This is a genomic window from Ruegeria sp. HKCCD7303 (genome assembly GCF_013111185.1).
Classification (GTDB): Bacteria; Pseudomonadota; Alphaproteobacteria; order Rhodobacterales; family Rhodobacteraceae; genus Ruegeria.
In genome coordinates this window covers 326111-352633 of sequence record NZ_WVRE01000004.1, presented here as the reverse complement: position 1 = coordinate 352633, position 26523 = coordinate 326111, and the positions used below count along the sequence as shown (strand labels likewise).

Annotated in this window: 23 protein-coding genes and 1 tRNA gene; 15 read left to right on the top strand and 9 right to left on the bottom strand. The window is 54.5% G+C overall.

The window, feature by feature from the left end; translation table 11 throughout:
• Positions 1-36: 36 nt before the first annotated feature.
• Together GS630_RS13550 and GS630_RS13545 are read right to left on the bottom strand one after the other, a co-directional pair.
• Positions 37-1179: an ABC transporter ATP-binding protein gene (locus GS630_RS13550; protein ID WP_170352663.1), complete on the bottom strand. Its 1143-nt coding sequence runs from the start codon at positions 1177-1179 to the stop codon at positions 37-39.
• A gap of 88 nt (positions 1180-1267) precedes the next feature.
• The gene (locus GS630_RS13545; protein ID WP_171620710.1) at positions 1268-2377 is read right to left on the bottom strand and encodes an extracellular solute-binding protein; all 1110 of its coding nucleotides are present in this window, start codon (positions 2375-2377) and stop codon (positions 1268-1270) included.
• A gap of 451 nt (positions 2378-2828) precedes the next feature.
• On the opposite strand from GS630_RS13545, the gene GS630_RS13540 reads away from it, so the two are divergent.
• The 4 genes from GS630_RS13540 (at position 2829) to GS630_RS13525 (ending at position 7386) form a co-directional block, all read left to right on the top strand.
• Complete coding sequence (locus GS630_RS13540; protein ID WP_371809130.1) at positions 2829-4049, top strand: aromatic ring-hydroxylating dioxygenase subunit alpha; 1221 nt, start codon at positions 2829-2831, stop codon at positions 4047-4049.
• On the top strand, positions 4046-4309 hold the full coding sequence (locus tag GS630_RS13535) for a hypothetical protein (RefSeq protein ID WP_348540225.1): 264 nt from the start codon (positions 4046-4048) through the stop codon (positions 4307-4309). The genes GS630_RS13540 and GS630_RS13535 overlap by 4 nt, the downstream gene beginning before the upstream one ends.
• 127 nt (positions 4310-4436) lie before the next feature.
• The gene (locus tag GS630_RS13530; protein WP_170352660.1) at positions 4437-5702 is read left to right on the top strand and encodes an NAD(P)/FAD-dependent oxidoreductase; all 1266 of its coding nucleotides are present in this window, start codon (positions 4437-4439) and stop codon (positions 5700-5702) included.
• 400 nt (positions 5703-6102) lie between these two features.
• Entirely contained in the window at positions 6103-7386 is a 1284-nt protein-coding gene (locus tag GS630_RS13525) for an adenylate/guanylate cyclase domain-containing protein (RefSeq protein WP_170756997.1), read from the top strand.
• A 255-nt stretch (positions 7387-7641) separates the two neighbouring features.
• Here GS630_RS13525 and GS630_RS13520 read toward each other — a convergent pair whose 3' ends face one another.
• Both GS630_RS13520 and GS630_RS13515 read right to left on the bottom strand, forming a co-directional pair.
• Positions 7642-8976 carry an adenylate/guanylate cyclase domain-containing protein gene (locus GS630_RS13520; protein ID WP_171175851.1) on the bottom strand — a complete coding sequence of 445 codons (1335 nt, stop codon included), beginning with the start codon at positions 8974-8976 and terminating at the stop codon, positions 7642-7644.
• A 212-nt stretch (positions 8977-9188) separates the two neighbouring features.
• Positions 9189-10211, bottom strand: a complete 1023-nt coding sequence (locus GS630_RS13515; RefSeq protein ID WP_170353204.1) for an AraC family transcriptional regulator — start codon at positions 10209-10211, stop codon at positions 9189-9191.
• A gap of 92 nt (positions 10212-10303) precedes the next feature.
• Between GS630_RS13515 and GS630_RS13510 the strand changes: the two genes are divergently transcribed.
• On the top strand, positions 10304-11815 hold the full coding sequence (locus GS630_RS13510) for a DUF1214 domain-containing protein (protein WP_216599797.1): 1512 nt from the start codon (positions 10304-10306) through the stop codon (positions 11813-11815).
• A gap of 167 nt (positions 11816-11982) precedes the next feature.
• Positions 11983-13971 (top strand): DUF1214 domain-containing protein, encoded by a 1989-nt coding sequence (locus GS630_RS13505; RefSeq protein WP_170388062.1) that lies wholly within the window; start codon positions 11983-11985, stop codon positions 13969-13971.
• Between the two features lie 184 nt (positions 13972-14155).
• On the opposite strand, the gene GS630_RS13500 is transcribed toward GS630_RS13505, so the two are convergent.
• Positions 14156-14572 carry a helix-turn-helix domain-containing protein gene (locus tag GS630_RS13500; RefSeq protein WP_170343053.1) on the bottom strand — a complete coding sequence of 139 codons (417 nt, stop codon included), beginning with the start codon at positions 14570-14572 and terminating at the stop codon, positions 14156-14158.
• 73 nt (positions 14573-14645) lie between these two features.
• Between GS630_RS13500 and GS630_RS13495 the strand changes: the two genes are divergently transcribed.
• From GS630_RS13495 to GS630_RS13485, 3 genes are all read left to right on the top strand, one after another.
• Positions 14646-15284, top strand: coding sequence for a cation transporter (locus GS630_RS13495; protein WP_170343051.1), 639 nt, complete (start codon positions 14646-14648; stop codon positions 15282-15284).
• A 65-nt stretch (positions 15285-15349) separates the two neighbouring features.
• Positions 15350-15817: a DUF411 domain-containing protein gene (locus GS630_RS13490; RefSeq protein WP_170343049.1), complete on the top strand. Its 468-nt coding sequence runs from the start codon at positions 15350-15352 to the stop codon at positions 15815-15817.
• A 41-nt stretch (positions 15818-15858) separates the two neighbouring features.
• A complete protein-coding gene (locus GS630_RS13485) occupies positions 15859-16404 on the top strand; it encodes a cytochrome c (protein WP_170650554.1) in 546 nt (181 codons plus the stop codon).
• A 287-nt stretch (positions 16405-16691) separates the two neighbouring features.
• Here the strand turns inward: GS630_RS13485 and terL are convergent, their stop codons facing one another.
• The 3 genes from terL to GS630_RS13470 are packed head-to-tail and all read right to left on the bottom strand — an operon-like array spanning position 16692 to position 19975.
• Positions 16692-18170, bottom strand: a complete 1479-nt coding sequence (gene terL, locus GS630_RS13480; protein WP_171620708.1) for a phage terminase large subunit — start codon at positions 18168-18170, stop codon at positions 16692-16694.
• Positions 18157-18588: a DUF5681 domain-containing protein gene (locus tag GS630_RS13475; RefSeq protein WP_093964947.1), complete on the bottom strand. Its 432-nt coding sequence runs from the start codon at positions 18586-18588 to the stop codon at positions 18157-18159. The genes terL and GS630_RS13475 overlap by 14 nt, the downstream gene beginning before the upstream one ends.
• Positions 18581-19975 carry a DNA methyltransferase gene (locus tag GS630_RS13470; RefSeq protein WP_245223230.1) on the bottom strand — a complete coding sequence of 465 codons (1395 nt, stop codon included), beginning with the start codon at positions 19973-19975 and terminating at the stop codon, positions 18581-18583. The genes GS630_RS13475 and GS630_RS13470 overlap by 8 nt, the downstream gene beginning before the upstream one ends.
• Positions 19976-20423: 448 nt before the next feature.
• Here GS630_RS13470 and GS630_RS22620 point away from each other — a divergent pair, with 448 nt between their 5' ends.
• The 3 genes from GS630_RS22620 to GS630_RS13455 are packed head-to-tail and all read left to right on the top strand — an operon-like array spanning position 20424 to position 22743.
• Positions 20424-20654 carry a DUF3489 domain-containing protein gene (locus GS630_RS22620; protein ID WP_093964945.1) on the top strand — a complete coding sequence of 77 codons (231 nt, stop codon included), beginning with the start codon at positions 20424-20426 and terminating at the stop codon, positions 20652-20654.
• Positions 20651-21067, top strand: coding sequence for a DUF2924 domain-containing protein (locus GS630_RS13460; RefSeq protein WP_093964944.1), 417 nt, complete (start codon positions 20651-20653; stop codon positions 21065-21067). The genes GS630_RS22620 and GS630_RS13460 overlap by 4 nt, the downstream gene beginning before the upstream one ends.
• Complete coding sequence (locus tag GS630_RS13455) at positions 21064-22743, top strand: recombinase family protein (RefSeq protein WP_093964943.1); 1680 nt, start codon at positions 21064-21066, stop codon at positions 22741-22743. Before GS630_RS13460 ends, GS630_RS13455 begins: the two co-directional genes overlap by 4 nt.
• Positions 22744-23118: 375 nt before the next feature.
• On the opposite strand, the gene GS630_RS13450 is transcribed toward GS630_RS13455, so the two are convergent.
• Positions 23119-23208, bottom strand: a tRNA-Ser gene (locus tag GS630_RS13450).
• Between the two features lie 202 nt (positions 23209-23410).
• Between GS630_RS13450 and GS630_RS22615 the strand changes: the two genes are divergently transcribed.
• Genes GS630_RS22615 through tmk form a run of 3 tightly spaced genes read left to right on the top strand, consistent with a single transcriptional unit; the run spans position 23411 to position 26521 of the window.
• Entirely contained in the window at positions 23411-24715 is a 1305-nt protein-coding gene (locus tag GS630_RS22615) for an SPOR domain-containing protein (RefSeq protein WP_171712057.1), read from the top strand.
• 16 nt (positions 24716-24731) lie between these two features.
• The gene (locus GS630_RS13440; RefSeq protein WP_171092109.1) at positions 24732-25898 is read left to right on the top strand and encodes a D-alanyl-D-alanine carboxypeptidase family protein; all 1167 of its coding nucleotides are present in this window, start codon (positions 24732-24734) and stop codon (positions 25896-25898) included.
• Positions 25895-26521, top strand: coding sequence for a dTMP kinase (gene tmk, locus GS630_RS13435; RefSeq protein WP_171620704.1), 627 nt, complete (start codon positions 25895-25897; stop codon positions 26519-26521). Before GS630_RS13440 ends, tmk begins: the two co-directional genes overlap by 4 nt.
• Positions 26522-26523 lie beyond the last annotated feature (2 nt).

Genomic DNA, 26523 nt, shown 5'->3' with positions numbered 1-26523 from the left:
CCTGCGGCGGTTCGAACATATCCTCGGTGAAATCCGTCATGAGTGGAGCAACATGGCGCTAGACGGATCCCAGCTGATATTTACCTTGTCTTCCCAGGTTAATCGCTGCGCAGCATGCGTCGGACGTGACTGGTTGGGCTGAGTGACGTCGAAGATTTCGCCATTGGGAAGCCTTACCTTGTAGATCGATGTCTCTCCCAAATACCCAACATCGTCGATAACGGCCGCTGTCTGGTTCGCGCCCTCAGCAATTGTATCAGATTTCTCAAGTCGAATTTTCTCGGGCCTCAGCGCAACCCAAATCTTGCTGCCAGCCTTAACAGAATGACCGTGATCAATATAAACTTCGCAGAACTCGGTTTCGACCCGAACATGGTCGACCCCATCCTCGGTCACCCTGCCCTCAAAAATATTTGCTGATCCGATAAAGTCAGCCACAAAGCGGGATTCTGGAAACTCGTAGATCTCTGTCGGAGTTCCAATCTGTTTGAAGCGACCCGCGTCCATAACGGCCATTCGCGAAGACAGGGTCATTGCTTCTTCCTGATCGTGAGTCACGACGATGAACGTGACGCCGACCTTGTCCTGAATGTTGGCAAGCTCAAACTGCGTTTGCTTACGCAGTTTTTTGTCCAGAGCAGCCAAAGGTTCATCCAGGAGCAGCAACTTGGGACGTTTGACCAAGGCCCGCGCCAATGCAACACGCTGGCGTTGCCCACCGGACAATTGTTTAGGTTTTCTCTTTTTGAAATCTTCCAACTCAACAAGCTTGAGGATGTCGTGAACTCTGTCCGCAATGTCTAGCTTGGGGACATGGTCTTGCTCCAACCCGAAAGCCACGTTTTTTTCGACGGTCATATGCGGAAACAGCGCATAGCTTTGGAACATCATATTGGTCGGACGTTCGTAAGCTGGCACATCGGCCATATCGACTCCGTCGATAGTGATTGTACCACTGTTCAAATCCTCAAACCCAGCAAGCATTCGAAGTAGTGTCGACTTTCCACATCCAGATCCGCCTAAAAGGCAGAATAACTCTCCTTTGTAGATATCCAGATCAACGTTATCGACAGCAGTCACTGCACCGTATTTTTTGGTTACGCCTCTGATTTTGACCAGAGGTTCCTGTTCTTTTTGATCGAGCCATGGTTCTGGGCTGACAGCCGTGGAAACAGTCAATTTGGGCCTCTTAGTCTGCCAGTCGGGATCTGGGGATGCAGTAGCGAACCGGTCTGGTCCGCTACTTCATTTGCCGGTGTGAGTGGATTTAGTTTCCGGCCTTAAAGTCAGTCCAGGTACGTGTCTGCAAGCGCTCGACCTTGGGAGGAAGAACGGCAGTCGTGTACATCTTGGCAACCTGATCCGATGTTGGGAACGCGGCTGGGCTGGAGGTTACAGCCTCATCAACCATGGGCTTGGCCGTCAGGTTGGCGGTCGCATACCAGGTGAAGTTACTATCATTGGCCGCAACCTCGGGGCGCATCATATAGTTCAGGAAAAGATGAGCGTCTTCTTTGTTCGCGGCGTCTTCCGGGATTAGCCAACCATCAATCCACAGCTGCGCTGTACGATCACCTTCGGGCAGGAAGAAGTCTAGCACTACACCAGTGTCGGCTTCCGCTGCGCCAGACATGGCAAGGAGACCGTCAGGGCCCCATGTGGTTGAGACACAGAACTCTTTCTGAGGCATCCGTTGATAAGCATAGTTATCGAAGGTTTTGATGTATGGCCTGATTTCCGCCAACATCTCCCCAACCTTCTCATAGTCTTTCTTGTTTGTGGAGTTCGCATCCAGGCCCATATGCGCTAAAGCCATCGGAATGATGTCGCCCGGGGAATCCAGGAATGAAACTCCACACTTGGACAGCTCTTTCATGTGAACAGGATCGAAAACCATATCCATCGAGCCTATGGGGGCATCTGGATACGTCTCTTTCACCAATTCTTCGTTGTATGTGACGCCGTGCGTTCCCCACATATAAGGAATGAAGTGTTGGTTGCCTGGATCCCATTCACTTGACAACTGCTCCATGATTGCCGGGTCGATGTGCTTGATATTGTCCAGCTTCGACATATCCAACGGTGCAACAATTCCCGCCTTAATCAGACGAGCCGTATCACTGCCGGCATGACTAACCACATCATATCCGCTGTTTCCCGCGAGTAGCTTGGCATCAATTGCTTCGGCAGAGTCATACGGATCATAGATCACCTTGATACCGTATTCTTTTTCGAAGTTCTCGATTGTGTCTTCAGCGATGTATTCTCCCCAATTCGTAACCTTCAACACACGCTCTTGCGCGTAAGCCGATCCCGAAACTGCAGTAGTAGTTGCTGCTATAACTGTAATTCCGGCGATTTTCCTGATTGAGTTCATAACTTCGCTTCCTCTCCCTGAGTGGTGGCTGAATTTGTCTTGCCTTGTTTGCTAGTCTGTCTTCTCGAATGATCGCGCCTGCGTTGCCGGCGCGATCACCAAGCACCCCATTCCCCCAAGTCGCTATGTTTTTATCTGACTGGTCATTCAAAACGGTAGTCCGCTGAAATCTGCACTGTCAAGCTTGGTTGAATGAATTTTGATCATATCTCTACGTATCACTGGTTTTGCACCTGATTTGAGCAGGTAAATCGAAAACCATCGACCAAGGAAACCTCACAGGCGTGACTAGCAGCACATTTCTGAATGATCATTCAGTCAGAAAAAGTTGACGAGCAAGTCAATTTAAGCGACACCTACACTCAGTCGAAGAGTGGCGGATCCAGCAAGGCCAAATTTTCACTCCTGGATACTGTCCCCATCTGAGACCCAAACTGACCAAACCAAAACTATGCGGGTTGTTCCGATGCGCGACGAAGTAAGAAACACAGAAATTCCTACCAATTGGGACCGTCGCGGGTTGCCCGGTTGGTGCTATCACAGCAATGCCCTTCTTGAACTTGAGAAGAGCGAACTTTTCAAAACGCATTGGCAAATCGCGTGCCATGTTTCGGATGTTCCGGAACCCGGTAATTTTCTATGTTTTGACATGTGCGGTGAGCGCGCCCTGATCTTGAAGGACAGCAACTCGGACATCCGCGCGTTTCTAAACGTTTGTCGTCACCGCGGTTCTCGGCTGGTCTCGAAAGAGCAAGGAAAATGTGCAAACGCTCTAGTCTGCCCATTTCACGGCTGGGTTTACAATCTTGATGGAACGCTACGCGGCGCCGCCCGTCCAGAGTCGTTCCCCGATCTAGACAAGCACGAGTTTGGCCTGAAAGAGATTGAAATGGAAATCTGGCAGGGTTTTGTCTTCGTCCGATTCAAACCTGGACCCCAGCCATCAGTAGCCGAACTGCTAGCCCCGATTGAACAGGAAGTCTCTGCCTACAAAATGGCCGAACATGTCCCGACGGACGGAATCTGGACCGAGGAGACTCCTGTAAACTGGAAATCGATCAGAGATGTCGACAACGAAGGGTATCATGTCCCGCTCGCGCACCCTGCCCTTCAGGATCTGTATGGCTCGACCTATTCAGACGAACCATATGTCGATGGTATCTCACGTTCTGACGGAAAATTCACTCCGACAAAGGGCCGGAGGTGGGCCGTTCGCAACTACAAGAAATTCACTAAACCACAGCCTCACCTGCCAGAACACTTGCACAAAACTTGGCTTTACTACGGCATTTTTCCAAATGCGGTCATAGCCGTCACACCTGAGACGACCCTCTTTTATCAAGAGTTTCCGATCACGACGGATAAATCCATTCTACGGAGCGCGACATACCGAAACCCGAACGAAGACCGCCAACAAAGAGCGGCACGCTACCTTGCCGCCCGGATTGATCGAGAGACAGTGGAAGAAGATATTCAGCTCACGATATGGTCCAACGAAGCCATGGCTTCGGAGGCGTTTGAAGGCTTCTATCTTTCTGATCTCGAGTACGGCGTGCGCTCTCATCATGACCATCTCAGGAACATTCTGCCAATCTACAACTCTGAATCAGCGCCTGGAGAAGATGAAGTTGCCGCGTTGAATGATGCGATGTCCGCTGAGCCGAAATCGTGACTAAAGGTATATTCAAAGTGGAGGAAGCAGAAGCTCAAACGCAGTTCCTGGTAACAGCCATCGGAAAACCTGGCTCTGGCGCCACAAGATATGCTGCCGCGATGTATTTTTTTAAGAGCGGCGAGCTTTCTGCCGAGATGCTGGAAATCTACCGAAGATGCAGCAAGCTTGACACGGAAGATCCGCTCGATCTGGCTAGATACGAGGGCGTTTCAATTCCAGAATTCGTTTGCAATCTAAACTCAAGAACCAATCAATGACTGCTTCCGCGCAAACGACAAAATCCTTGGATAACTCAAATCCTTGTAAATTCTCAAAATGTAAGGAAAGCGCAAACCCACTCCGAAAACCATCTCTCATGCCAATCTCATTTCTGGAGCGAAAGCATTGAAAGTTCACGACTTTGACGTCGTTGTCGTTGGCGCCGGAGCAGCAGGAATTGCAGCTACTCACGCTCTCAAATCCGCGGGACTCTCAGTAGTCTGCATCGAGGCATCCAACCGCGTCGGGGGGCGCACACACACGGACACGGAAATCTTTGGCGTCCCGTTCGACATGGGTGCGCACTGGATGCATACCGAACATGCAAACGCTCTGAAAGCTCCAGGTCTCGCACTCGGCCTTGATCTCTATGCAGCCCCAGACAACGCGGTGACATATGGCTTGGAGGATGACGCTGTTCTGTGGGACGAAGTCGACGAGCTTCATAGCGCGATCACTGAAGCGGCGCGCATCGATGCAGAAATTGAAGCAAGTACCGGAATTCCAACAGACCGGTCCTTGGCAGACATTTGGCAGAACAAAGGGCATTGGTCGTTCACGGCAGCGATGACATTTGCCTTGTCGATTGCCAGAGATTTGCCGGATACATCTCTGCGAGACATCAGTGCCTGGGAGGGCGGAGACGATTGGTTTTGTCGCGAAGGCTTCGGACACCTAATTGCATGCACTGCAAAGGGGCTGCCAATTAAATTGGCCACTCCGGTCACAGAAATAAAATCTCTCACTGAAGGGGTGCAGATAACTACGGCCACTGGCAAGATCAAAGCTCGAACCGTAATTGTTACAGTTTCCGTCGGCGTCCTAGCCGAAGACATCATCCACTTTGATCCCCCGCTAGAATCCGACCGACGCTCAGCGCTCGAGCTCATCACTATGGGAGACTACAATCACGCTGGCCTCCTTTTCCGCTCCGGAGCTTTGCCAGTGCAACCCGATACTTGGTTGACGTACCACTTAGAACCCGACGCCAACGGGGTAGCCCGCGGAGGCGGTTTTCTTTGCAACATCGCAAACACCGGCCTTACCAGCTTTGAAAGTTCTGGAAGCTTTTCCAGACTTTTGCAGGACGCGGGGCCTGAAAGCGCCATAGAGCACGCGCTCGAAACATTGGTTGGCTTTTTCGGCACAACAGTCAGAAAAGCCTTCATCAAAGGCCACGCTACCGCTTGGCGAAATGAACCCTATGTGCGTGGTTCTTACGCTGGAGCCAAGCCGGGAGGCCACAACAAACGCGCTGTCTTACGCCAGTCTCATGCTGAGCGGGTGCACTTCGCCGGTGAAGCTACACATCCTAACCAACAATGCTCGGTCAGCGGAGCCCACCTAGAAGGATTAAGGGCCGCGGAAGATGTGTTGGCGCAGCTACGCTGAACACCTGGCGATCAACTTGCTCCAGCAAGTGGAACAGTCTTAGAATTTCGAATGAACCTTTGACTATAAGTCACAAGGCCAAGTTCATCTTTCGCATGCTCCGCGACCAGTTCAGGGTAAGCTATCCGGTCACAGAAAGATGATAAGAAATTGAAAGTTTTGAAGAACAAAAGCTGACCATGTTTCAGCGGGGTGGCTCGATGGGGACCAGATACTCTCTGTCTTGAGCAGTTTTCCTGGATGTCCGCTAAAGAACGGAACCAGACTTTGTGTCGTAAAACGACTATGTCTGCTGTGCGGACAAACCTGCCTCCGCCTGGCGTCCGCTCTGCAATTCTCTGGTCTCGCAAGCCTTGTGTGATATCCATGTTGAAATGTGATCAGGAACCGAGGGCAAATTGTGCCGGACTCACAGGACAACGCTTATGAACAAACCCTTCGAGCCGAACTTGTTCGAGCGCGTGACCGTGAGGCCGCGACGCGGGAAATCCTGACTGTCATAAGCCAAAGCCGCGACGATGAGACGCCAGTTTTTCAGACAATCGTAGAAAACGCAGCGCGGTTGTGTAGTGCTCCGATGACCTTTGTGGTTTTGATCAATGAGGACCATACCGAATGGAAAATTGCTGCTGCCACGGGGGAAGCGACTACTATGATGAAGGTCGGCAACGTCTTTCAAGTCGGCCGAGAATTTGCACCTTACAAAAGCGTCAAAACGCGTCGGATCGTCGAAGAACCTGATATACGCGAGACGGAGTTCTACAAATCCAGGCATGCGGATGCGATAAAATTGGTGGACGTCGATGGTATCCTGTCGCGTGTGTTCGTCCCGCTTGTTTCGCAGGGGAAATCTCTTGGCAATCTGGTTCTGCTGCGACGAGAGGTCGGCAAATTCGCACCTGACGACCTGCTTTTGGTCGATAACTTTGCCACCGAAGCCGTCATCGCCATCGAAAACGCGCGACAGTTTAGAGCCTTGGAAAAGCTGAATGCAGAACTTGGAGACCGCGTCGAGGAACAGGTAGGCGAGATTGAGCGAATGAGCCGTCTTAAACGCTTTCTTCCAAACGCTGTCGCCGACACGGTGATCTCCTCAGGCTCTGAGGCCTTGTTGAAAAGCCATCGCTCCCTTTTGGGTGTTATTTTTTGTGACATTCGTGGGTTCACGGCATTTTGCGAAACTGCGGAACCCGAAGAAACCATCGAGGTGTTGCAGACCTATCACGAGGAAATGGGGAAGCTGATCAACGCGCATGGAGCGGGCGTCGACCACCGCATGGGCGACGGGATTATGGTGCTGTTTAACGACCCGTTGCCCTGCGAGGACCCTGCCGGTGACGCGGTTAGGCTCGCGGTCGCGATGCGCGCTAAAATGGTTGAGTTGTCCAAGCAATGGAAGCGGCTTGGTCATAGACTTGGGTTTGGCGTGGGCGTATCGCTCGGATATGCAACTGTAGGCATGGTCGGGTATGAAGATCGATCAGACTACACCGCCTCGGGCACTGCGATCAACGTGGCGGCACGTCTCTGCGATATGGCCGAGGACGGTGAGATACTGCTCAGCACCCGCGCGGCGATCGCCGTGGAAGAGGAATTCCCGTCGGTTTCAGCAGGAGAGGTCACGCTCAAAGGTATCCGCGAACCAGTTGAGGTTTTCCGGATGACTTTCGACAATGCAGAGTAGAATAGCAGGCATTGGCGACGGTTGCTCTGAAGGCCGCTTTGGGCCTCAAGGCAGTCATCCGAGTCATTTTGTCAGATGACTGCTGTCGCGCGCTAAGCGGCCGTTGCTTGTCTGAAATTTCCGATTTTTGATTTGGGCGACCGCTTTCATGAAAACCAGACGCTAGCCAGAAATTGGCGAATGACTGAGTTGCGGGACGAAGGCGGCGTTCGCTGCGGCTCTGAATACTTCGAAAGTTTGCAAAAAACCGTATGTCTAGAGATGAACCGAATAGATCGACCACTTCTCCGAAAACCCCTTAAGCAGATGTTCGCCCTCATCCCTCAGGTTATGGCCTGAGCCGGCAACCAAGTCTCGCACGGTTCTGGAGACGAGCAATTGATCGGCTTCTGCTAGTGCTGATACGCGGGCGGCTAGATGGACAGCCACACCTGCTATTTCGTCGCCGCGAAGCTCACATTCCCCTGTATGCAAGCCACAGCGGACAGAAAGCCCCAAATCACGAGCGATGGAAACGATTTTCTTTCCGCATGATATGCCCCTGCCAGGACCATCAAAGGTTGCAAGCAGTCCGTCACCGGTTCCTTTTACCAGTCGCCCATTATGCTCAGTGATGGCTTGAGCACACAGTTGGTCATGTTGGTTAAGCAGGTCTTTCCACGCAGCATCACCCAATTGATGGGCAAGATCCGTAGATCCAACAATATCGGTAAACAAAATAGTCGCCAAAACTCGTTCGCTCGGAAGGAGGGGTTTCTCACCGGTGACGTAGGCCTGAATTTCTTCAATGATCCTTTCGGAGTCTCCAACCCAGGGAAAATGATCTTCCCCGGGCAGCTCCTTGAACTGGGCGCCTGAAATCCGATCTGCAATCCAACGCCCTTCTTCTATATGCGCGTCTCGATCACCAGTGCGGTGCAACACGAGAGTTGGCACGTGGACGGCGGGGAGAACATTGGTCAAATCTATCTCGGTATTCATCTTAAGAAGAGTCACAGCCGCACCGGGACTGGCGCTTCTCCTTAGGTATGCGCATGTCCGTCGCATAAATGCCTCATCATTGGCCTTGCTGGGCGCATAGTGCTCCAAGTCCATCAAGTTACCCCACTCTCGTTCGACGAACTCATAGTCCTTTTGACGTTCTTCAGGAGTGGGCGCCCAGGGATATTCCGGGCTCCATATGCGCTTGCCGAATGCGCCAAACATAACAAGCGCAGATGTTCGTTCAGGGTGTGATGCGGCAAAGAAAGCGGCTAGGTTGCCACCTTCTGAAAAACCGATCAGTGCCGCGCGCGACGAGTTTGCAGCATCCATAACCGCAAGCAAATCGTCAGCGCGTTCTTCAAGCGTAGGCAGTTGATCGTTTGAAACCCTGTCTGAAAGGCCAGTTCCACGCTTGTCAAAAAGGATCAATCTCGCAAACGACGCAATTCTGGACAAGAAACGGTTTAGCGTCGGTTCCTCCCAGCAAAGCTCCACATGAGAAACCCAACCAGGCACATAAACTACATCTAAGTCACCTTCACCGACCACCTGGTAAGCGATGTGAGTATCCCCGCTTTTGGCGTACTTGGTTTCAACTGGGTTCATCTCAGACTAGCGTTCTGCAGTTGGAAAAGTTGATCCAACATATCATACAGATATTGCGTAAGAGAGGTTGAGTTTCTTGTCAGCGAATTTGAGGGAATAGCCAGGGTCGCCAAAACTTCCGTTCTGGGCTCGATGCGGACATTCAGTTAATAACGCCCAATGTATGCAATGCGGACGAAGCAGTCGGTGGTACTGGAGCGGTTTCAGAAGGTTTAGAACCTATCGCGCCCAAGAATTCGGTGCTCAGATGGCGAGACACCAGTGGCGGTCTTAAATGCACGGCTGAAGTTGTTGGCTGTCTCGTATCCAAGCGCAGTAGCAATATCGGCGATGGTGCCAGACTGCAATGAAAGTAACTCTTTCGCCCGGCTTACGCGAACATCGGTTACTATGCGACGGAATTGCGCGCCTTCTTCCTCGAGCTTCCTTTGAAGAGCGCGAACACCAAGCCCGAGTGCGCGAGCGGTTGCATCAACCGAGATTTCTTTGTGGTGGAGTTGCTGTCGGGCTATTGCGGCAACCCGACCAGCCATTGTTTCAGGTGGTCCGCCGACGCGTTCCCTCGCAACATCGTCAACCGTCACAAAACCGCGAACGCGATATTGCCTTCTGTTCTCGACCAAAAGCAATGAGCTTTCGAATTCCACACCCAACCTTGGTGCGTTCCAAACTATGGGACACCCATATGTGTCTTCGACTTCGACCGAGTTCGGTACTTTTGCAAAATCCAAGAGAACTGCCGTAGGCGTCCATTCCTTACCTAGGTACTCGCGAAAAATACTTAGGAAAACGCCGATCGCGGAAAAAGCTATATCGGCGTAAGCGGGGTGCTCCGGCATTCCGAATTTGTAGCAATAGCGCGAACGTCGGCCAGAGGCTTCCAGCCATGCACGATCAACTGATGAGTGCAAAGGCATAACCGATGTTGCGCGACGTAGCGCGTTACCCAACGTAGGCGCGGACAGGACATACTCTCCCCAAAGCCCGTAGTCTGCGACCGTTAGGTAAGGAGACCAAAGCAAGCCAATGTTTTGATGGCCCGCCAATCGAACCGCCTCCTCGACGAATGTCGCCAGCGAATGCTCGGAAATGTATCCCGACCGTTCTTCGATAAAGTGATGTGGAAGGTCAGCGACATCCATGGCCTTCGCTAATCTTTTTTCTCCAGCGACCTCATGGACAAACTGCGGCATCGCACCAAGCGCCTTCGCTGAAATCATCGGTGGCAGTGCCATTGAGTTCTCCGGAAATGCGCCTGTCGTGAAATGATACGCATCTGCGTTTCGGATGTGCAAGTCTCGCGAAAACCTCAAGGGAGTAGTCACGAATGAAACAGATGGGCACATTGTTCACAGACTTATCGACCAAGTGTTTAGTTGCGGCCATTTGCGTCGGCGGCGCCGCTGCTCAGGTCGAGGCGCAGGAATTTAACGACACGGGCGACATTCTCGCGCGCTCGGCGCAGGTTGAAGACATCGAATACAAAATAATGGTGCAGCGCGCGACGCAAACCGCGATTTGGGGCATGCCTGCTGCAGGCATGATCGACTTCCTGAAAGGTATTCGCCGAGATCTGGGCGGGGATTACAACGACATTGTGTATCTCAACAAACCGTTCGACTCCAAACACGGGTTTCTGACGGCCAATGATGTAACAGCTTACGCATGGGCGTCCATGACATCTGAGCCCGGGCCTATGGTGATCGAAGTTCCGGCAGCAACAGACAAGGTCAATTACTTCGGTACGATTGTAAACGCCTGGGATGTCCCGATTGCCGATGTTGGTCCGGACGGGTTCGACGAAGGAGAAGGTGGTAAATATCTCATGCTGCCACCCGACTATGATGGCGACATGTCAATCGAGGAACTGACTGACGCGGGATACTTGCCGTTCGAGACAGACACTTACGAATACGGGTTTTCATTCCGCCCAAAGCTGACCAACGGCGCGACTGATGCGGACGCGGCTGAATACGCACAGACGATAAAAGTCTACTACCTGTCAGAAGCCGACAACCCACCACCGAACACCTATCATGAAGCCTCTGAGGTTCCCTACGACTCCCTGCCGTACTACAACGAAACCTTCTTTCAGGACCTAAACGACTACGTCCAGAACAACCCAATCCGTCCTCAAGACAAAGTCATGGTGAACTTTCTGAAGGATCTCGGGATTGAGAAGGGTAAGCCGTTCGAGCCAACCGAACTTCAGGTGAAGGCAATGGAGGAAGGTCTGTTGCTGGCTTATGCATCCATGCAGCATTATTTTGTGACGCCAGGCAAAGCGATGTTGCCGCTATGGGTGGACGAAAACGGCGACATGAAAAGCCAATGGCTTATCTGGGACTTTGCAGAGGGTCAGGCCGAGCTTGGGTTTCCTTACGAAACTGAAACCGAAGTGCTTGTCGATGCCCGTGCCGGCGGCAGCTACTTCTGGATTACCTATTTGCCGAAACAACTTGGCGGCGGGACGTTCTACCTAACTGGTCTGCGCGACAGCGAAGGCGAGATGTATGACCACAATCAGACTTACAAGCTGAACGTGCCAGCGGACACACCCGCCGAGGATTTCTGGTCAGTCATTGTCTATTCGATGGAGACCAAGAGTTTCATCCGCGACGTCGATCCTGTGGGACTTTCCGAGCGCGACACCGACACGATGCAAGCAAACGAAGATGGTTCTTACGACATCTACTTCGGGCCTGAAGCGCCAGAGGGCATGGAAAGCAACTGGATCCCAACCACCGAGCCCTACTTCCTCCTGTTCCGCCTCTACGGCCCTGAAGAGGGCTGGCTGGAAAGCGGCTGGATGCTCGGAGATCTCAAGAAGGTCGAGTAGCTGAAACTTTTCGCAATTGAATTCGGACACTGACCGGTATTGGCACAAACCAATTGGTCAGTAATTGGAGAGGCGGTGTATGCCTCGGGACACCGTCTCTCCACAACAAACACCAAAGTGCCAAGTCGCGACAAGCGCATAAAGGCAATGAAAATGGGAGTTTCAAAATGAGAAACATTAAGACTTGTATGACAGCGATTGCGATTGCACTCGCAGTCAACACGGGACCGCTTAAGGCGCAACAATTTGGCCAAGAAAGAGCACGAGCGGTCGGTGAACTGACAGATGAAGCGGTTGTGTCCGCTCTGCGCGAAGATGGTCGCGTCTCAATGAGCGGCGGTTTTTTTGAGACCGACAGTGACGCGCTAACCGGCACGTCACCCGAGGTGTTGTTCAAAGTTGCCAGCGCGATGGCGACGCTGCCTGAAATGCGACTGGCGATCGTGGGCCATACGGACTCGGTGGGTGACTTTGCATACAACATTGACCTCGCTGAGCGCCGTGCTGCGGCCGTACGCAATGCACTGATGGGCGAACCCTACAACGTCGCGGCGGAACGTCTGGTCGCCATGGGAGCAGGTCCAATCGCGCCTGTTGCCTCGAACTTGTCCGAGGAAGGACGCGCGCTGAACCGGCGCGTGGAGTTCGTTTTGCTGAACGAAGATATGATTCAACAAAACGAGGGCGCAAACGAACAAGTTGCATTGCCTCCACAATCAGACAGAGAGTTCGCCGCAATCGTACCGCAAAACGTTTTGACACCGGACAGAGTGAAAACAGAGACACTTGGCACACTTGAGTTTTTCGATGGCATGCCTTCACCAGATACGGTTGAGAAAGTCTTCGACAATCTGGACTTGATGCGCGCAACGACTGCTTTTCTTGATGGCATGAAAATCGCGTCTCTGCGTGGAATGTTTCAAGGCTATGAAGATGTAGGCGCACAACCCAATGATGTCGTCATTGCAGAAAATCTTCTGGATGCCAGATCAATCTGGCTGACGCCTAATACAACGACTATTTACGTTGGTTCCAACGTTGATATCTCCGAAGGTCCTATGGTCATAGAGGTGCCCGCTGGCATGTTGGGCCTGTTGGACGACGCAGGGTTCGACTACGTCGCAGACATTGGCGCGCTTGGTGCAGACAAAGGCGAAGGCGGGAAATACCTGTTGATGCATCACGACGATGAAACTGCAGTGCCAGAAGGATATTTTGAACTTCGTACAAGAACAAATGAACACTGGTTGCTGCTGCGTCGCTCCCCCGGGGCAGATGGTGACACAACAGGACCAGTTGCAGAGATCAAGGCAGGGCTGAACATCTATCCGCTCAGCGCAGCCGACAATCCGCCATCGGAGAACTTCATCAATATCTCCGGCGTTCAGCACAACACAGTCCATGCCAACAACGAAGACTTCTTCGAGGAGATTCATGTAGCCTTGGATAACAATCCGGTCGGCGCTTTTGATCCAGAAATTGTTGGGACATTTGCTTCCATTGGCATCAAAAAAGGCGAACCGTTCGAACCGGACGCCAGAATGAAGGGAATCTTCAAAGAAGCAGCAGCCATCGCAAACGCGACAGCGCGTGCGATCACATATGCCTCACGGGATCCGGGGGTGTACTTCTATGAAGATCGACAATGGAACTCGCCGTTCCAACGCCAGAGCTATCTGTTCCTTGAGGATGGCGCGCGTATTCTGGATGATCGGACATACTTCTTTTACATGGCGACAGGTATCACACCTGCAATGACTGCGCCGCCGGTTGGCACCGGGTCGGTGTATGCAATGACGGCCCGCGACAAAGATGGGGAGTATCTGGATGGTTCAAAGACCTATAAGGTAACGCTTCCCGCGCCGGTCCCTGCCAAGAACTTTGCGTCATTCATGCTCTATAGTGGGCAGACTCGTTCGATCTTGGAAACAGACCAACAATCCGGAGGGATCGACTCCAACCGGCCCGGAATAAAGCCGAACGACGATGGTAGCTTCAGCATCTATTTTGGACCGGAAGCGCCGGAAGGTTGGGAAAACAACTGGGCGCAAACAGTTCCCGGTCGAAGCTTCAATGTTATGATGCGCCTTTACGGGCCGCTTGAACCATGGTTCGACAAAAGCTGGCGGCCCGGTGATTTGGAACTCGTGGAGTAGTCTTGGAAGTTTAGGCTAGACGAGCAAATGTCTTATGGCGAACATGGACGCTCCAAGAAATTGGGGCGTCTCCAAAACCGGCCGCTTTGGGCTCGAAGCAGTCGTTCGCCGTGCGGTACAGCAATGACCGCTCTGCGGACGAAGCTGCCGATTATGATCACTTAATTGATGTCCGCTTTTGGGATCAGTGATCTTGATCACACAGGTCGTGGTCTGCAAGCGAAGCCAAGACATAACAGTCTTCTACTACGCCACGACCGTCGCATCCTTGAGCAATACGCTTCAGTTCATTCTCCAGCGCCTTTAGCCTTTTGATCTTCGCTCGCACTTCGGACAACTGACCTTCGGCAATCTTGGTGGCGGCTTCGCATGACCGGTCCGGATGATTTTGCAACTCGATCAGCGAAGAAATCGCTTCTATGGAGAAGCCAAGATCACGCGCATGACGGATGAAGCTCAGGCGTTCCAGACCCTCATTTGTGTAACGCCTCTGGTTGCCAGCTGTACGTTCCGGCTCTGCCAGCAGCCCCATTTCTTCGTAGTAGCGGATGGTCGGAACTTTGACTTTCGTGCGCTTTGAAAGCTCTCCGATGGAAAACATGAAAATACCTCTTGAACCTCTAGTCACTAGAGGCACTACACTATGATCAAGACAGATTCAAAAAGGCTTTCCAATGTCAGGATGTTGTGGGCATGACGCCAAGTTCGATGGCGTGTCAGATGATTACAAAAGGCGGCTATGGATCGTCATTGCGTTGAACGCGACGATGTTCGTAGTCGAGATGACCGCTGGTCACTACGCAAAGTCACAGGCGCTTCAGGCTGATGCTCTCGACTTCCTCGGCGACGCACTGACCTATGGTATCTCGCTCGCTGTGATCGGTGCCTCAGTTCGCGCCCGCACCAATGCAGCTTTGGCCAAAGGGGTGAGCTTGCTTTTGATGGGCCTTTGGGTATTCGGATCGACCGTATACCGCGTCTTCTATGTCGGCGTCCCTGAAGCTGAGATCATGGGCATAATCGGAGCTCTTGCACTGGCTACAAACCTTGCCAGTGTGTTGTTGCTTGTCAGCTACAAAGACGGCGATGCCAATGTCCGCTCTGTCTGGCTCTGTTCGCGGAACGATGCCATCGGCAATGTGGCCGTTATGTTTGCGGCCTTGGGCGTCTGGGGAACGGCAAGCGGTTGGCCAGATCTGATTGTCGCAGCGATCATGGCAACGCTGTTTCTTTCTTCTGCTTTCCAGATCGTGCGCCAAGCGCTCGCCGAGCGCCGGGAAGTTGGAGAACATCAGCATGCTTACCGGGGATGAAGACAACCTATCACGAATGATGCGAAATTTGCTCAATTGAGTCGCAAGTAAAGAGGACTCTCACTATGCACCTGAAACGCCGCCAAATACTGACTTACGCCGCAGGCTTCGCCAGCACAGCACCATTTGCCACGTTTGCGCAAAACACACCTTCCATCCATGTTCTCAAGGATCCGAATTGCGGCTGTTGCAGTGCTTGGATCGATATCCTTCGGCAGGAAGGCTTTCGCGTTACCGAGGAGCGCAGCTTTGGAACACTGCTCGTCCGCCACAAATTGGACAACGGCATTCCCGAAAAAATGATCTCCTGCCATACAGGCGAGATCGATGGCTACATGATCGAGGGGCACGTACCGGTTGCCGACATTCGTCGTCTGTTGGAGGAGCGACCTAGCGCCATTGGACTTGCTGTTCCTGGGATGCCTTTCGGTTCGCCTGGGATGGGGCCGGAAGATCGTCGTGAGGCTTACGATGTGTTTTTGTTCCGTCGGGACGGCGCTACCGAGGTATTCACGAGTTACGAAGCGGCCTGAGGCGACAGTCATCGAGCGGAAACAGTACGAAGGAGGAGAAGATGACACGGAGTCGATTACGCATTCTTGCCTTAGGCGTTTTGTCTATCACTATCGCCGGAGTGGCCATTGCCCAACAGCATCGAGGAGACTGGTGGGGTCATGGGCCAATGGGACCGGGCCACATGTGGTCTGAACGCATGGATGGCTGGGGACATGGCAACATGGGACCGGGCCAGCAGCAACGCATGCAGCGACACTGGACATACATGAACGAGGGTGTGCCCGCAGCCTATCGCGGGGCTCGGAGCACCATTCGTGCAACGCCCAGCAATGTTTCGGAGGGCAGGACGCTATACACGGAAAACTGCGCAAGCTGTCATGGAGCAGAGGGCTTGGGCGACGGTGAAGCCGGACGTTCGCTCGTGCCCTCTCCCGCCCTCCTTCGATGGTTCGTTCAGATGCCTATGTCGGGGGACGAGTATCTTCTTTGGACAATTTCCGAGGGCGGCGAACGCTTCGGAACAGACATGCCAGCCTTCAAGGAAGTGCTGAGTGAAGAAGACATCTGGAAGATCATCGCCTACATGCGCGCGGGGTTCCCTTGAACTGTCATCAATCTGCTGGTCGTCAAAGAGATTTTTTGCTGTCGATACGCCACGACAATTCTCAGCGGACATAAATCTATCAACGCGCCATTCTGATAAGTTTCACGGAAGCAGACCTTTAAGTAAGTCGCAGCACTAGCAGGTTAGGGCTCAAAGCCGTCATCCGACGGCATTAGCGATTAGACCGGTTTGTGGTTGCGAGCGGTCATTGGGGCCGCTCTCAGGATTGGTCCGACATCGGCCCTCCCAGTACTATTCAACGAGTTTTCAAGCTCAACTCCGAGATCCTACCGTCGCCTGACCCTCTCTCGATTACGCTCCCGACGTTCGATGTTGATCCGGTGGTCGCGGCCCAATGCCCGGTAGAAGCCCGGTCCCTTGGACCAGTTCAGAAAGTGGGCAAAGCTGTCGACCTGATCGTCGTTGCGTCCGCGTGGAAAGGACTGAAGCTCCCGTTTGAATACCGGCAGCCAGGGTGCATCTGCAGGCAGATAAACCTTGCCCTCTTCGACAGGACCGCAAGCGGACTGGAACCGGGTTTCCTTGTCCTTGTCGGGTTTAATGCGTTCGTAGCGCCGACGGTCATCACGAAACAATTCGTCCAAAAGAGGTTTGCCGGAGGCCGCATCTTCGATCAGGACACGATCGGGATCCCAACGGCCGACAAGTTGCAGTGCCTTGGCTTTCAGGTCTGGGTAGTCTACCTGCCCGCGCCAGACGTCGATAAGATGCCACGCATTTTCGCGGAACCCCCAGGTTGTACAGACAGAGAAATCAGACCGGGGGTCTGCCGACATGCCCGTATCCCAGCTCTGAACCACCAGTTGGAACCAGCGGCGATCTTCGATGGTCTCGTAGGTGCCAAACCACTCCCAGCGCAAGGGCGACCCGTCGGGAGCAATGGGGTTCTGCTGATACTGGCAATTGAACACGGCCGCGCCCATTTCGCGACGCTTGGTATCCAGCGTTTGCTGATCCAAACGGGACGGGCACAGGAGATCACCCGGTTTGCGGCGCATGACCCTTCCACGCCCAAGAGGAACCACCTCGTGGCCTTCTGCGATGGCAGGCAGATTCAGATGCCGGTAGGTCCCGCGTTCGAGCAGATAACCCGGCGGATCCATCTCGTGCAACCGTTGCGCAACCATAACCACACGCCCTTCGGCCGGATTGTCGAAGCGCGACAACAAGGTCCCCTCAATGAACTCCTGCGCCTTGACCAGCTCGGCTTCGGAGCCGGCATCTCCGGCTTTCAGCAGGTCATCGATGATGATGTAATCGGCGCCATGACCGGTGACAGAACTTCCAATGGAGACAGCCTTACGGCTGCCTCCCTTTGTGGTGCGGATTTCTTCTGAGGTGTTGCCCTTTTTAGCCAAGACCGTTTCAGGGAACATTTCCCGGTACCAGCGCGCAGACATGATCCGACGACAATCTTCGGAATGTTTGCGCGCCAGATCCAACCCATAGCTGGCAACGATGATCTTGGCGCTGGGGTTATGACCGAAAAGATAAGCGACATATGCAACGGCCACGGTGACCGATTTCAGGCAACGTGGCGGGATGTTGATGATCAGTCGCTTGTTTTCGCCTCGACGGACATTGTCCAACTCATGGCACATGGCCCGCACATGCCAGGCCGGATCAAAGCTGCGGTCAGTTCCCTGGTGCAGCGTGCCAAACACACGCCAAACGAAGGGAAAGAAATTGTCCCGGCAAACCTCGCGAGCGGCTTGCACGACGATTTTTGGATCAGGAGTCGTCATCTTCCGCCTCCTCGTTTTCCAGATCACCGTCACCGTCCAGTTGGCTGGAAAAGAAATCCCGGAGGATGTCGTAGTCGACAGCGTCGGGCTCAACCGTACGGACGCTTTCTTGCGCGTCCAATTCACTTGCGTTGAACAGATCTGTGTCCAGCTTAAGCAGCGCCATCAACAATTTCGTGTCGCCCTTCAACGCGCCTGCCGTGAACCGCTTGGCAATTGCCTCAGCCTTGGAAATCCGGATTTCGTGGCTGCCTTCGCGAACCGTAATCTTGGTTTCCAATTCACGTTTCAAGCTGGCATTCACCCCCTTGGCACCTTTCGGCCGCCCTTTCGGATTGCCGGATCGGCCTTTTTTGAATTGGGTCGCTTTGGGCGGTTTGCCGTAGCCGACCTCATACTCTTTCGTATCGTCAGACATGACCCACCTCCTGTTCTGAAGTGGTATCGTTGGCCGCAAAACGCGCATCGAACGTCTGGCCTGTTACCGCGTGCACGGCGCTATCACCGGTCATCTCCTGCCAACGGCGGATGGCCACATCGACATAAGCCGGGTCGAGCTCAATAAGCCGCGCTTGGCGCCCGGTTTTCTCAGCTGCCAGCAGAGTCGCGCCGGACCCGCCAAAGGCGTCCAGCACGACATCGCCGCGGTGGCTCACATCCATGATGGCATCTGCAACCAGAGCTGTCGGCTTCACCGTGGGATGATCCGCGAGATCCGCCTCGCGCCCTGCCCCAAAGCTGTTCACACCGGCGTAATCCCAGACGTTGGTCCGGTTGCGCCCGTGTTTGCCCAGCTCGACGTTGTTGATGTGCGGCGCACCAGGCTTCTTGAAAATGCAAATCAGCTCATGCTTTGAGCGATAAAGGCTGCCCATGCCTCCGTTCGTCTTGTTCCAGACGCAGAGATTGATGAGGTCCAATCCAGCTGCTTTGCCCGCCGTAATCAGTTCTTCGATATGACGCCAGTCCATGCAGATCATCGCGATGCCTCCGTTCGGCAGGCAGTCAAACAACTGCGTGATCGCGCCTGAAAGAAAGCCGCGGAACTCGCTATCCGTCATTTCTCCCGACGCCATGGCAAACTCGCGGTGTTCGGCGCTATTGCCGGACCGCACATGCCCATTGACAGGCACGTTGTAAGGCGGATCGGTGAAGACTATCTGCGGGGTCTCGCCTTCCAGCAAGGTGTCGTAGCTCTGGGCTTGAAGGGCGTCCCCGCAGAAAATGCGATGATCTCCGAGAACCCAGAGGTCGCCCGGCTCCGTGACTACGGGTGCCGCAGGGTCCGGCGTCTCAACAGTTTCCGCTACAGATACCGTCACCTCACCGACGCTGTCGATAATGATGTCGATCTCCGGTGTTTCGAACCCTGTGATGTCCAGATCAAAGTTCAACTCGCCATCAAGGCTGAGGTCCATCAGCTCGGCAAATTCGATCTGCAACGCCGCTTCATTCCAGTCCGACAATTCCGCCAGCTTATTGTCCGCAATGCGCAGAGCGCGCACTTCCGCTTCTGACAAATGATCCGCGACAACAGTCGGTACGGAATTCAACCCCAGGGCCTTAGCGGCCTCATAGCGGCCATGACCCGCGATGATTGTGCCCGAACCATCCAACAGGATCGGAGTGACAAAGCCAAACTGGGCCACCGATGCTTTCAGTTTGTCGACATTCTTGGCCGCGTGCACGCGGTTGTTGTTGGCGTAGGGCTTGATCTGGCTGATCTGGGATTGGATAACTTTTTCGGCCATCCAGATAGGCGTATTGGACGCCCGAACGTCGCTGTGTGTGTTTTTGGCAGGCATAACCGCCTCCTTTTGCGTGACGCCGCGCGGACGTCGAGATGGAGGGATCGCGCTGGAAAATCGGAGAGAGCACAAATCGCAACTCCCCGGACCAATCGATCCGAGACGTTGCTCCTTTGAATGCTCTCTGCGGAAACCTGTGTTTCCAATGAGTGCTGCCTGCGGGAGCAGTTTCCCGCCCTGATAGTCCGGGCGATTAGGTCGAATGTAGGTGCCATCAATACGAGACGCAACCCCCCAAACTAAAAGTAACCAATTAAGATTGTTGACGAATAATCGGGGGTACGCCAGCAACGCCCTTCAAAACACACGCCTCAAGTAATCGCTTCAGAAAGAGCTGGACTGTTGCCGTCAACCACGCATCACTGAACCCACGCCCGAGCCATTCGGGCGCTCCTCGGTACCGGGGTTCGGCATCTAGCCAGCCCCAAATCAGAGGAGACAATACATGTCCAAGCGGAAGCAAACCAAAATTGACAAAGTGCAACACTTGTTGCGCCGCCCGAGCGGCGCCAGCCTTGAGGCGCTCTGCAAAGCAACGGGATGGCAGCCTCATTCGGTCCGAGCAGCTCTAAGCGGTCTGCGGAAAAAAGGCGTCACAATTGAACGGCGGACATCCGACAAACCAAATGGACCATCCACATATCATCTGGCGGCGGGAACTGGAGAAGCGTCATGACCAAGACGAGCGATGTCGCCGATCTCGCCGCCATGGGTCGATCGGATCTGGTCACGCTTTGGCAGCAACTGTTTGATCAACCCGCCCCCGCCATGCTCAGCCAACCCTTTCTGCGCCGCTTTATCGCCTTTGAGATGCAGTCCCGCCGTCATGGCAGGCTACCCCGCCAGGTCAAAGCCACGCTGGAAAAGGGCTCTGGGAAGAAACCCCGGCCTACATGCCCTGCCCTAAAACCCGGCGGGCGCCTGCTACGCGAGTGGAATAGTGTGACCCATGTAGTCGACGTTACAGAAGACGGCTTCACTTGGAACGGTCGGTCCTATCGCTCACTCTCGGCCATCGCCCGAGAGATTACCGGCGCGCATTGGTCAGGGCCGCGTTTCTTTGGGCTCACCGGCAAGGCGGCCAAATGAGCCCGCGCCGTAAAATCCGATGCGCCATCTACACGCGCAAGTCCTCAGAAGATGGTCTGGATCAGGACTTCAATTCGCTGGATGCGCAATATGAGGCCTGCGCGGCCTATGTCGCAAGCCAGCGACATGAAGGCTGGACCCTGTTGTCCGGGCGCTACGATGACGGTGGCCTGTCGGGCGGCACCCTAGAGCGACCCGCCCTTCAGCGCCTTCTTGAAGAGATCGATGCCGGGCGTATTGACATGGTGGTGGTCTACAAGATTGACCGGCTGACCCGGTCGCTTGCCGACTTCTCTAAGCTGGTCGACCGGCTGGAACAGGCAAACTGTTCTTTTGTGTCCGTCACGCAGGCCTTCAATACCTCATCTTCCATGGGCCGGTTAACGCTGAATGTGCTGTTGTCCTTTGCTCAGTTTGAACGGGAAGTCACCGCCGAACGTATTCGCGACAAGATTGCAGCGTCGAAGAAGAAGGGGCTTTGGATGGGTGGCAACCTGCCTCTGGGCTATGATCGCCACCCCGATCCGAAGGCAAGAACGCTGGTGGTGAATGAAGAGGAGGCCAGAACGGTCCGGCATCTCTTTGGGCTTTATGACGAGCTTGGTTGCCTGCGCAAAGTAGAAGAACGGGCAACGGCAGAAGACCTGCGGTCAAAACGGGTTGTTCGGACAGATGGCAGTGTGAAGGGGGATTGTCCGCTGTCACGGGGTCAAATCTATTACCTGCTGCGCAATCCGGTCTATCTCGGAAAAATCCGCCACAAGGATAAGATCTGGGACGGACAACATCCGGCGATCATCGATCAGGACATCTGGGACCGGGTGCAGGAAAAAATGCGACAGGCCTCCAACCGCTCGCGGGCACGCGGCGACTCCGATGCGCGCCAACACTCCACTGACCCCGGGGCCTGGCTCACCGGTCTGCTGTATGACGAAACTGGTGATCGGTTGACGCCGACCCACACCACGCGCAAAGGCCGACGGTTGCGCTACTATATCTCCAATCGACTGATCTCAGGCGGCAAGGATATCTCTGGCTGGCGACTGCCCGGCCCAGCGCTGGAAAACGCGGTCATTGATGTCATCGTCAGACATTTGCAAGACGCCGCCGCGGCGCACCAAGTACTGGCGCAGCCGGAGGCCGGGTCAGCCGAGGCAGTTCAGACTTCAGTTGCGGATTTAGTAACCCGGCTTCTAGGCCATGGCTGTCAGATCGGCGCTGCTCTTCTGGCCAAAGGCAAACTTGCACGAGGACAGATCGACCTCGAATTTAACCCCAAAACTCTGGCAAGCGCACTTGGCATCGCGGCCGATCATCTGCACCCGGATCTCACCCACGTCACCGCATCTTTCGATCTGTGCCGCCGCGGCGTCGAGGCCAAGGTCATCGCCGGAGACATGGCACCCCAACCTGATCCCCACCTCCGGTCCATGCTGATCCGCGCCCATGGCTGGGCCCGTGATCTGAAGGCCGGAGTTCAACTGATGGAGATTGCCCGCCGCGAAAGCGTCCCTGACGCCTTCATCCGCACCCGTGCTCAGCTCGCCTTTCTCTCACCAAAGATTCAAACGGCGATTCTCGACGGGAGCCAGCCGCCCGAACTCACACTCAAGCGTCTGGTCAGCGTGACCCACCCACTTGAATGGTCCGAACAGGAACGCCTGTTCGGCTTCTGACATCTCCAGCTCCTGCGTCCCTGATACAGACTTCGCCCTCCCTGATCCGGCGGAACAATTCCCTGTTCGCACGAGGAAATTCCCTGTTCCACCTTTTAGGGAATTTGCAACATAAACCTCTGAGAAACATACAGTTCTGATAGAAGAAATGACGGAAGTCAGTCCCGGTTTGCGAATATTCCCTGTAAATTGCAGGTTATCAGGGAAATCCAGCCCAAAGCGACCCCGCTAAAATGCGACACTGAGACTCGCGCCTGAATTGTCCTCTGAATGTACGGTTTGCTTCGTCTCTGATTGAAAGCGCATGCGCCAACGCGCGGGAATTGCGTAACAATTCCGGATCAGAAAATACAACTGAAGTGAGACAGGTATGAGTGGCGGGGAGACAGGGATTCGAACCCTGGGGACGCTCTCACGCCCAACGGTTTTCAAGACCGCCGCATTCGACCACTCTGCCACCTCCCCGTTGAAGGCAGGGTCTAAGGCCAAGTTTGATCAGAGGCAAGTCGAAAACGGGAAATCTTGCCGAAGACTTTTCAGCGGTCTTTCCATGACACTTCAGCCACGTTATGATCGGCGTGAAAGACCGCAACAGGCTGGCATCCAGAACCAGCAGATCGGCAGCGGGGTTCGGAAAACGAAACCCCTTCAGGCAAGGGATAAGCAGATGAAGCGAGCGATCGAGACACGCCCGGGGCCCAAGAGGCTGGCGTTTCTAGCGTTATCTTTAACGATTTTGGCCGGATGTGAAGAGGCCTTGGGAACCGCGGAAACAGCGGAAAAGCCCGACGAGAATGAGAGCAAAATCGAGCTTTTTCCCCAAACGACCAGTGAGTCGCAACGCGATGTCGAAGCGCCCAACGTGTTCGGTGTGACCGAAGCGGGGCTTTGGGACGGGCGGCCCTCGCTGGGTGGGATTTGGGTTGCGCATCCAGACGTGACCCAACCCGAGCGCGTGGTGATCAAAAACACGGCCAACAACAAATCGGTAACTGGAGCCCTGTTCCGTCGCGAACGCAACTTGCCTGGCCCGGCGCTTCAGGTTTCGTCCGCGGCAGCTGAACAGCTTGGATTGTTGGCCGGTGCCCCCACAAAACTTAGTGTTGTGGCGTTGCGTCGTGAAAAGATAGAAGAACCCCCAGCTGACGAGACCCCACAGGCCGAAGATTCCGCAGAAGAAACCGTCACAGCCTCGGCCGATACGGCAACCGATGGCCAAAGCACAGGTGATCCTGAAAAGCCTGCCAAACGCAAGTGGTGGCAGAAGAAAGAAACCGCTGTGGCCGCGGCAGGTACAACGGCTGTTGTCGCGAGTGCCGCCGGCACAGAAGATGACGCCGCAGCAGACGCAGATACCACCAGCGACTCCGCTGAGGCTTCAACATCAGCGAGTGAACAGACAGAAACCCCGGCTGAGAAACCTGCCAAACGGAAATGGTGGCAGAAGAAAGCACCAGCCGCAGCCGCTGCGGGAACCGCTGTGGCAGCGGCGGATGCAGCCACGGATGGCGCAGAAGTAACAGCCGAAGCTGCAGCTTCTGTGTCCTCTCCGGCCTTGTCGGATGCGCCGGTCGAAGCCCCGGCAGAGAAACCCGCCAAGCGGAAATGGTGGCAAAAGAAAGATCCAGCCGCGATAACTGAAACACCACTGGATCCGATTGATGGCGCAGCCGCCGCTATTGATGCGACCGAAGCGACCCCAGCAGCAGCGGCAGCCACCACAACCGCGACTACACAACTGAGCAAACCATTTGTTCAGATTGGAACCTTCAGCGTCGAGGAGAACGCGAACTCCGCTGCTCAAAAAGTGCGCAGGAACGGCATGTCCGCAGTTGTTCGGGAACTGAAAACAGCAAATAACACCGTCTGGCGGGTGCTGGTTGGACCTGCCGCAACCCGGGCCGAACGCAAAGCCATTCAGAAGGACGTAAAAGACCTTGGCTTCAAAGACGCGTTCACCGTATCCGACTGAAACAGGGAGACGCAGCATGTTAGCCTCGATGCGCACATCCGTTCTGGCCATGGGGATTGCCCTCATGGGCCTGCCCGCACACGCTTTTGATACTACAGCCCGCGCGGCTTATGTGATTGATCAGACCACCGGCACTGTTCTTCTGTCAAAAGACGCCGACCAGCCCCTGCCGCCCGCGTCGATGTCTAAGCTGATGACGCTCTATGTGGCGTTTGAAGCCCTGCGGGACGGGCGCTTGACGCTAAACGAAACCCTGCCTGTGTCTGAACACGCGATGAGCTATGGCGGCTCGACCATGTTCCTGAACACTCAGGATCGGGTCACGGTCGAAGACCTGCTGCGCGGCATCATCGTTTTGTCGGGCAACGATGCCTGCGTCGTTATCGCCGAAGCACTTAGCCCCGACGGAACCGAGGCCGGGTTTGCGCGGTACATGACCCAACGCGCGCAGCAGATGGGCATGAACAATTCCAATTTTGCCAACTCAAACGGCTGGCCTGCCGCCGGTCATATGATGTCAGTGCATGATCTGGCCGTTCTTGCGGATCGCTTGATTTCGGACTTCCCCGAATATTACCCTCTTTTCGCCGAGGAAGTTTTTGAATTCGACGGCCGCGCGCCGTCAAATGCCCGCAATCGCAACCCGCTGCTGAAGCTGGATATCGGCGCGGATGGTTTGAAAACCGGCCACACGCAAGAGGCCGGCTATGGCCTTGTCGGTTCTGCCAAACAGGGTGATCGGCGCGTTATCTTCGTGCTAACCGGCCTCGACACCACCGGCCAGCGTGCAGAGGAGGCTGAGGCCGTGGTTAACTGGTCGTTTCGAAATTTTGTCGAGAGGACAGTTGCCAACGCGGAAACGCCGATAGCCGAAGCCCAACTGTGGATGGGTGAGAAAAAGACCGTCGGGCTTGTGGCCGAAGGTGATCTGAACGTGCTCTTCCCGGTTCTGGGCACCCAAAATGTCGAGGCCGAAGTTGTGTATGACGGCCCAATCAACGCGCCAGTCCAAAAAGGACAGCAACTGGCTGAACTGGTGATCAAGCCCGAAGGGCTGCCTGAAATCCGACGCCCGCTGGTGGCTGCTGAGGACGTAGCTGTTGGCGGCTTTGTCGTGCGGATGTTGACGGTTGGCGGCATCGTATTGAAAGACGTGATCAACAACCCGCTGGAGTCGATGTGACGAAAACGGGGTTATTTCTGACCTTCGAAGGCATTGACGGATCAGGCAAGTCGACCCAAGCGCGGATGCTGGCGGATCAATTACGCCTGCAGGGCCATGAAGTCGTGTTGACGCGCGAACCCGGCGGCTCTCCGGGGGCCGAGGAAATTCGCCGGCTTGTTTTGGAGGGCGATCCGGATCGGTGGTCGGCCGAGACAGAGTTGCTGTTGTTCACTGCGGCCCGCCGTGACCACCTGGAGCGTACCATCGAACCCGCCCTTGCGGCGGGGAAGGTAGTGATCTGCGACCGTTTCGCAGACAGCACGCGCATGTATCAGGGCTTGTCACGCGGCGACCTGCGCAGTCTGGTAGACCAATTGCACAACCTGATGATCGGGCGCGAGCCGGATATGACGCTGCTGATCGATATGGATCCGGAAACGGGCTTGTCGCGCGCTAAAGGCAGGCAAGGCACCGAAGAGCGGTTTGAAGATTTCGGCCCCGATCTGCAAAAGAAAATGCGCGCAGGCTTTTTGGCGCTGGCTGACGAATTCTCGGACCGGTTTCGCGTTGTAGATGGCAACAGAGACGTGGACAGCGTAGCGCAGGATGTGACAGATATCGTTCAAGCAGCTTTGCGGTAAAC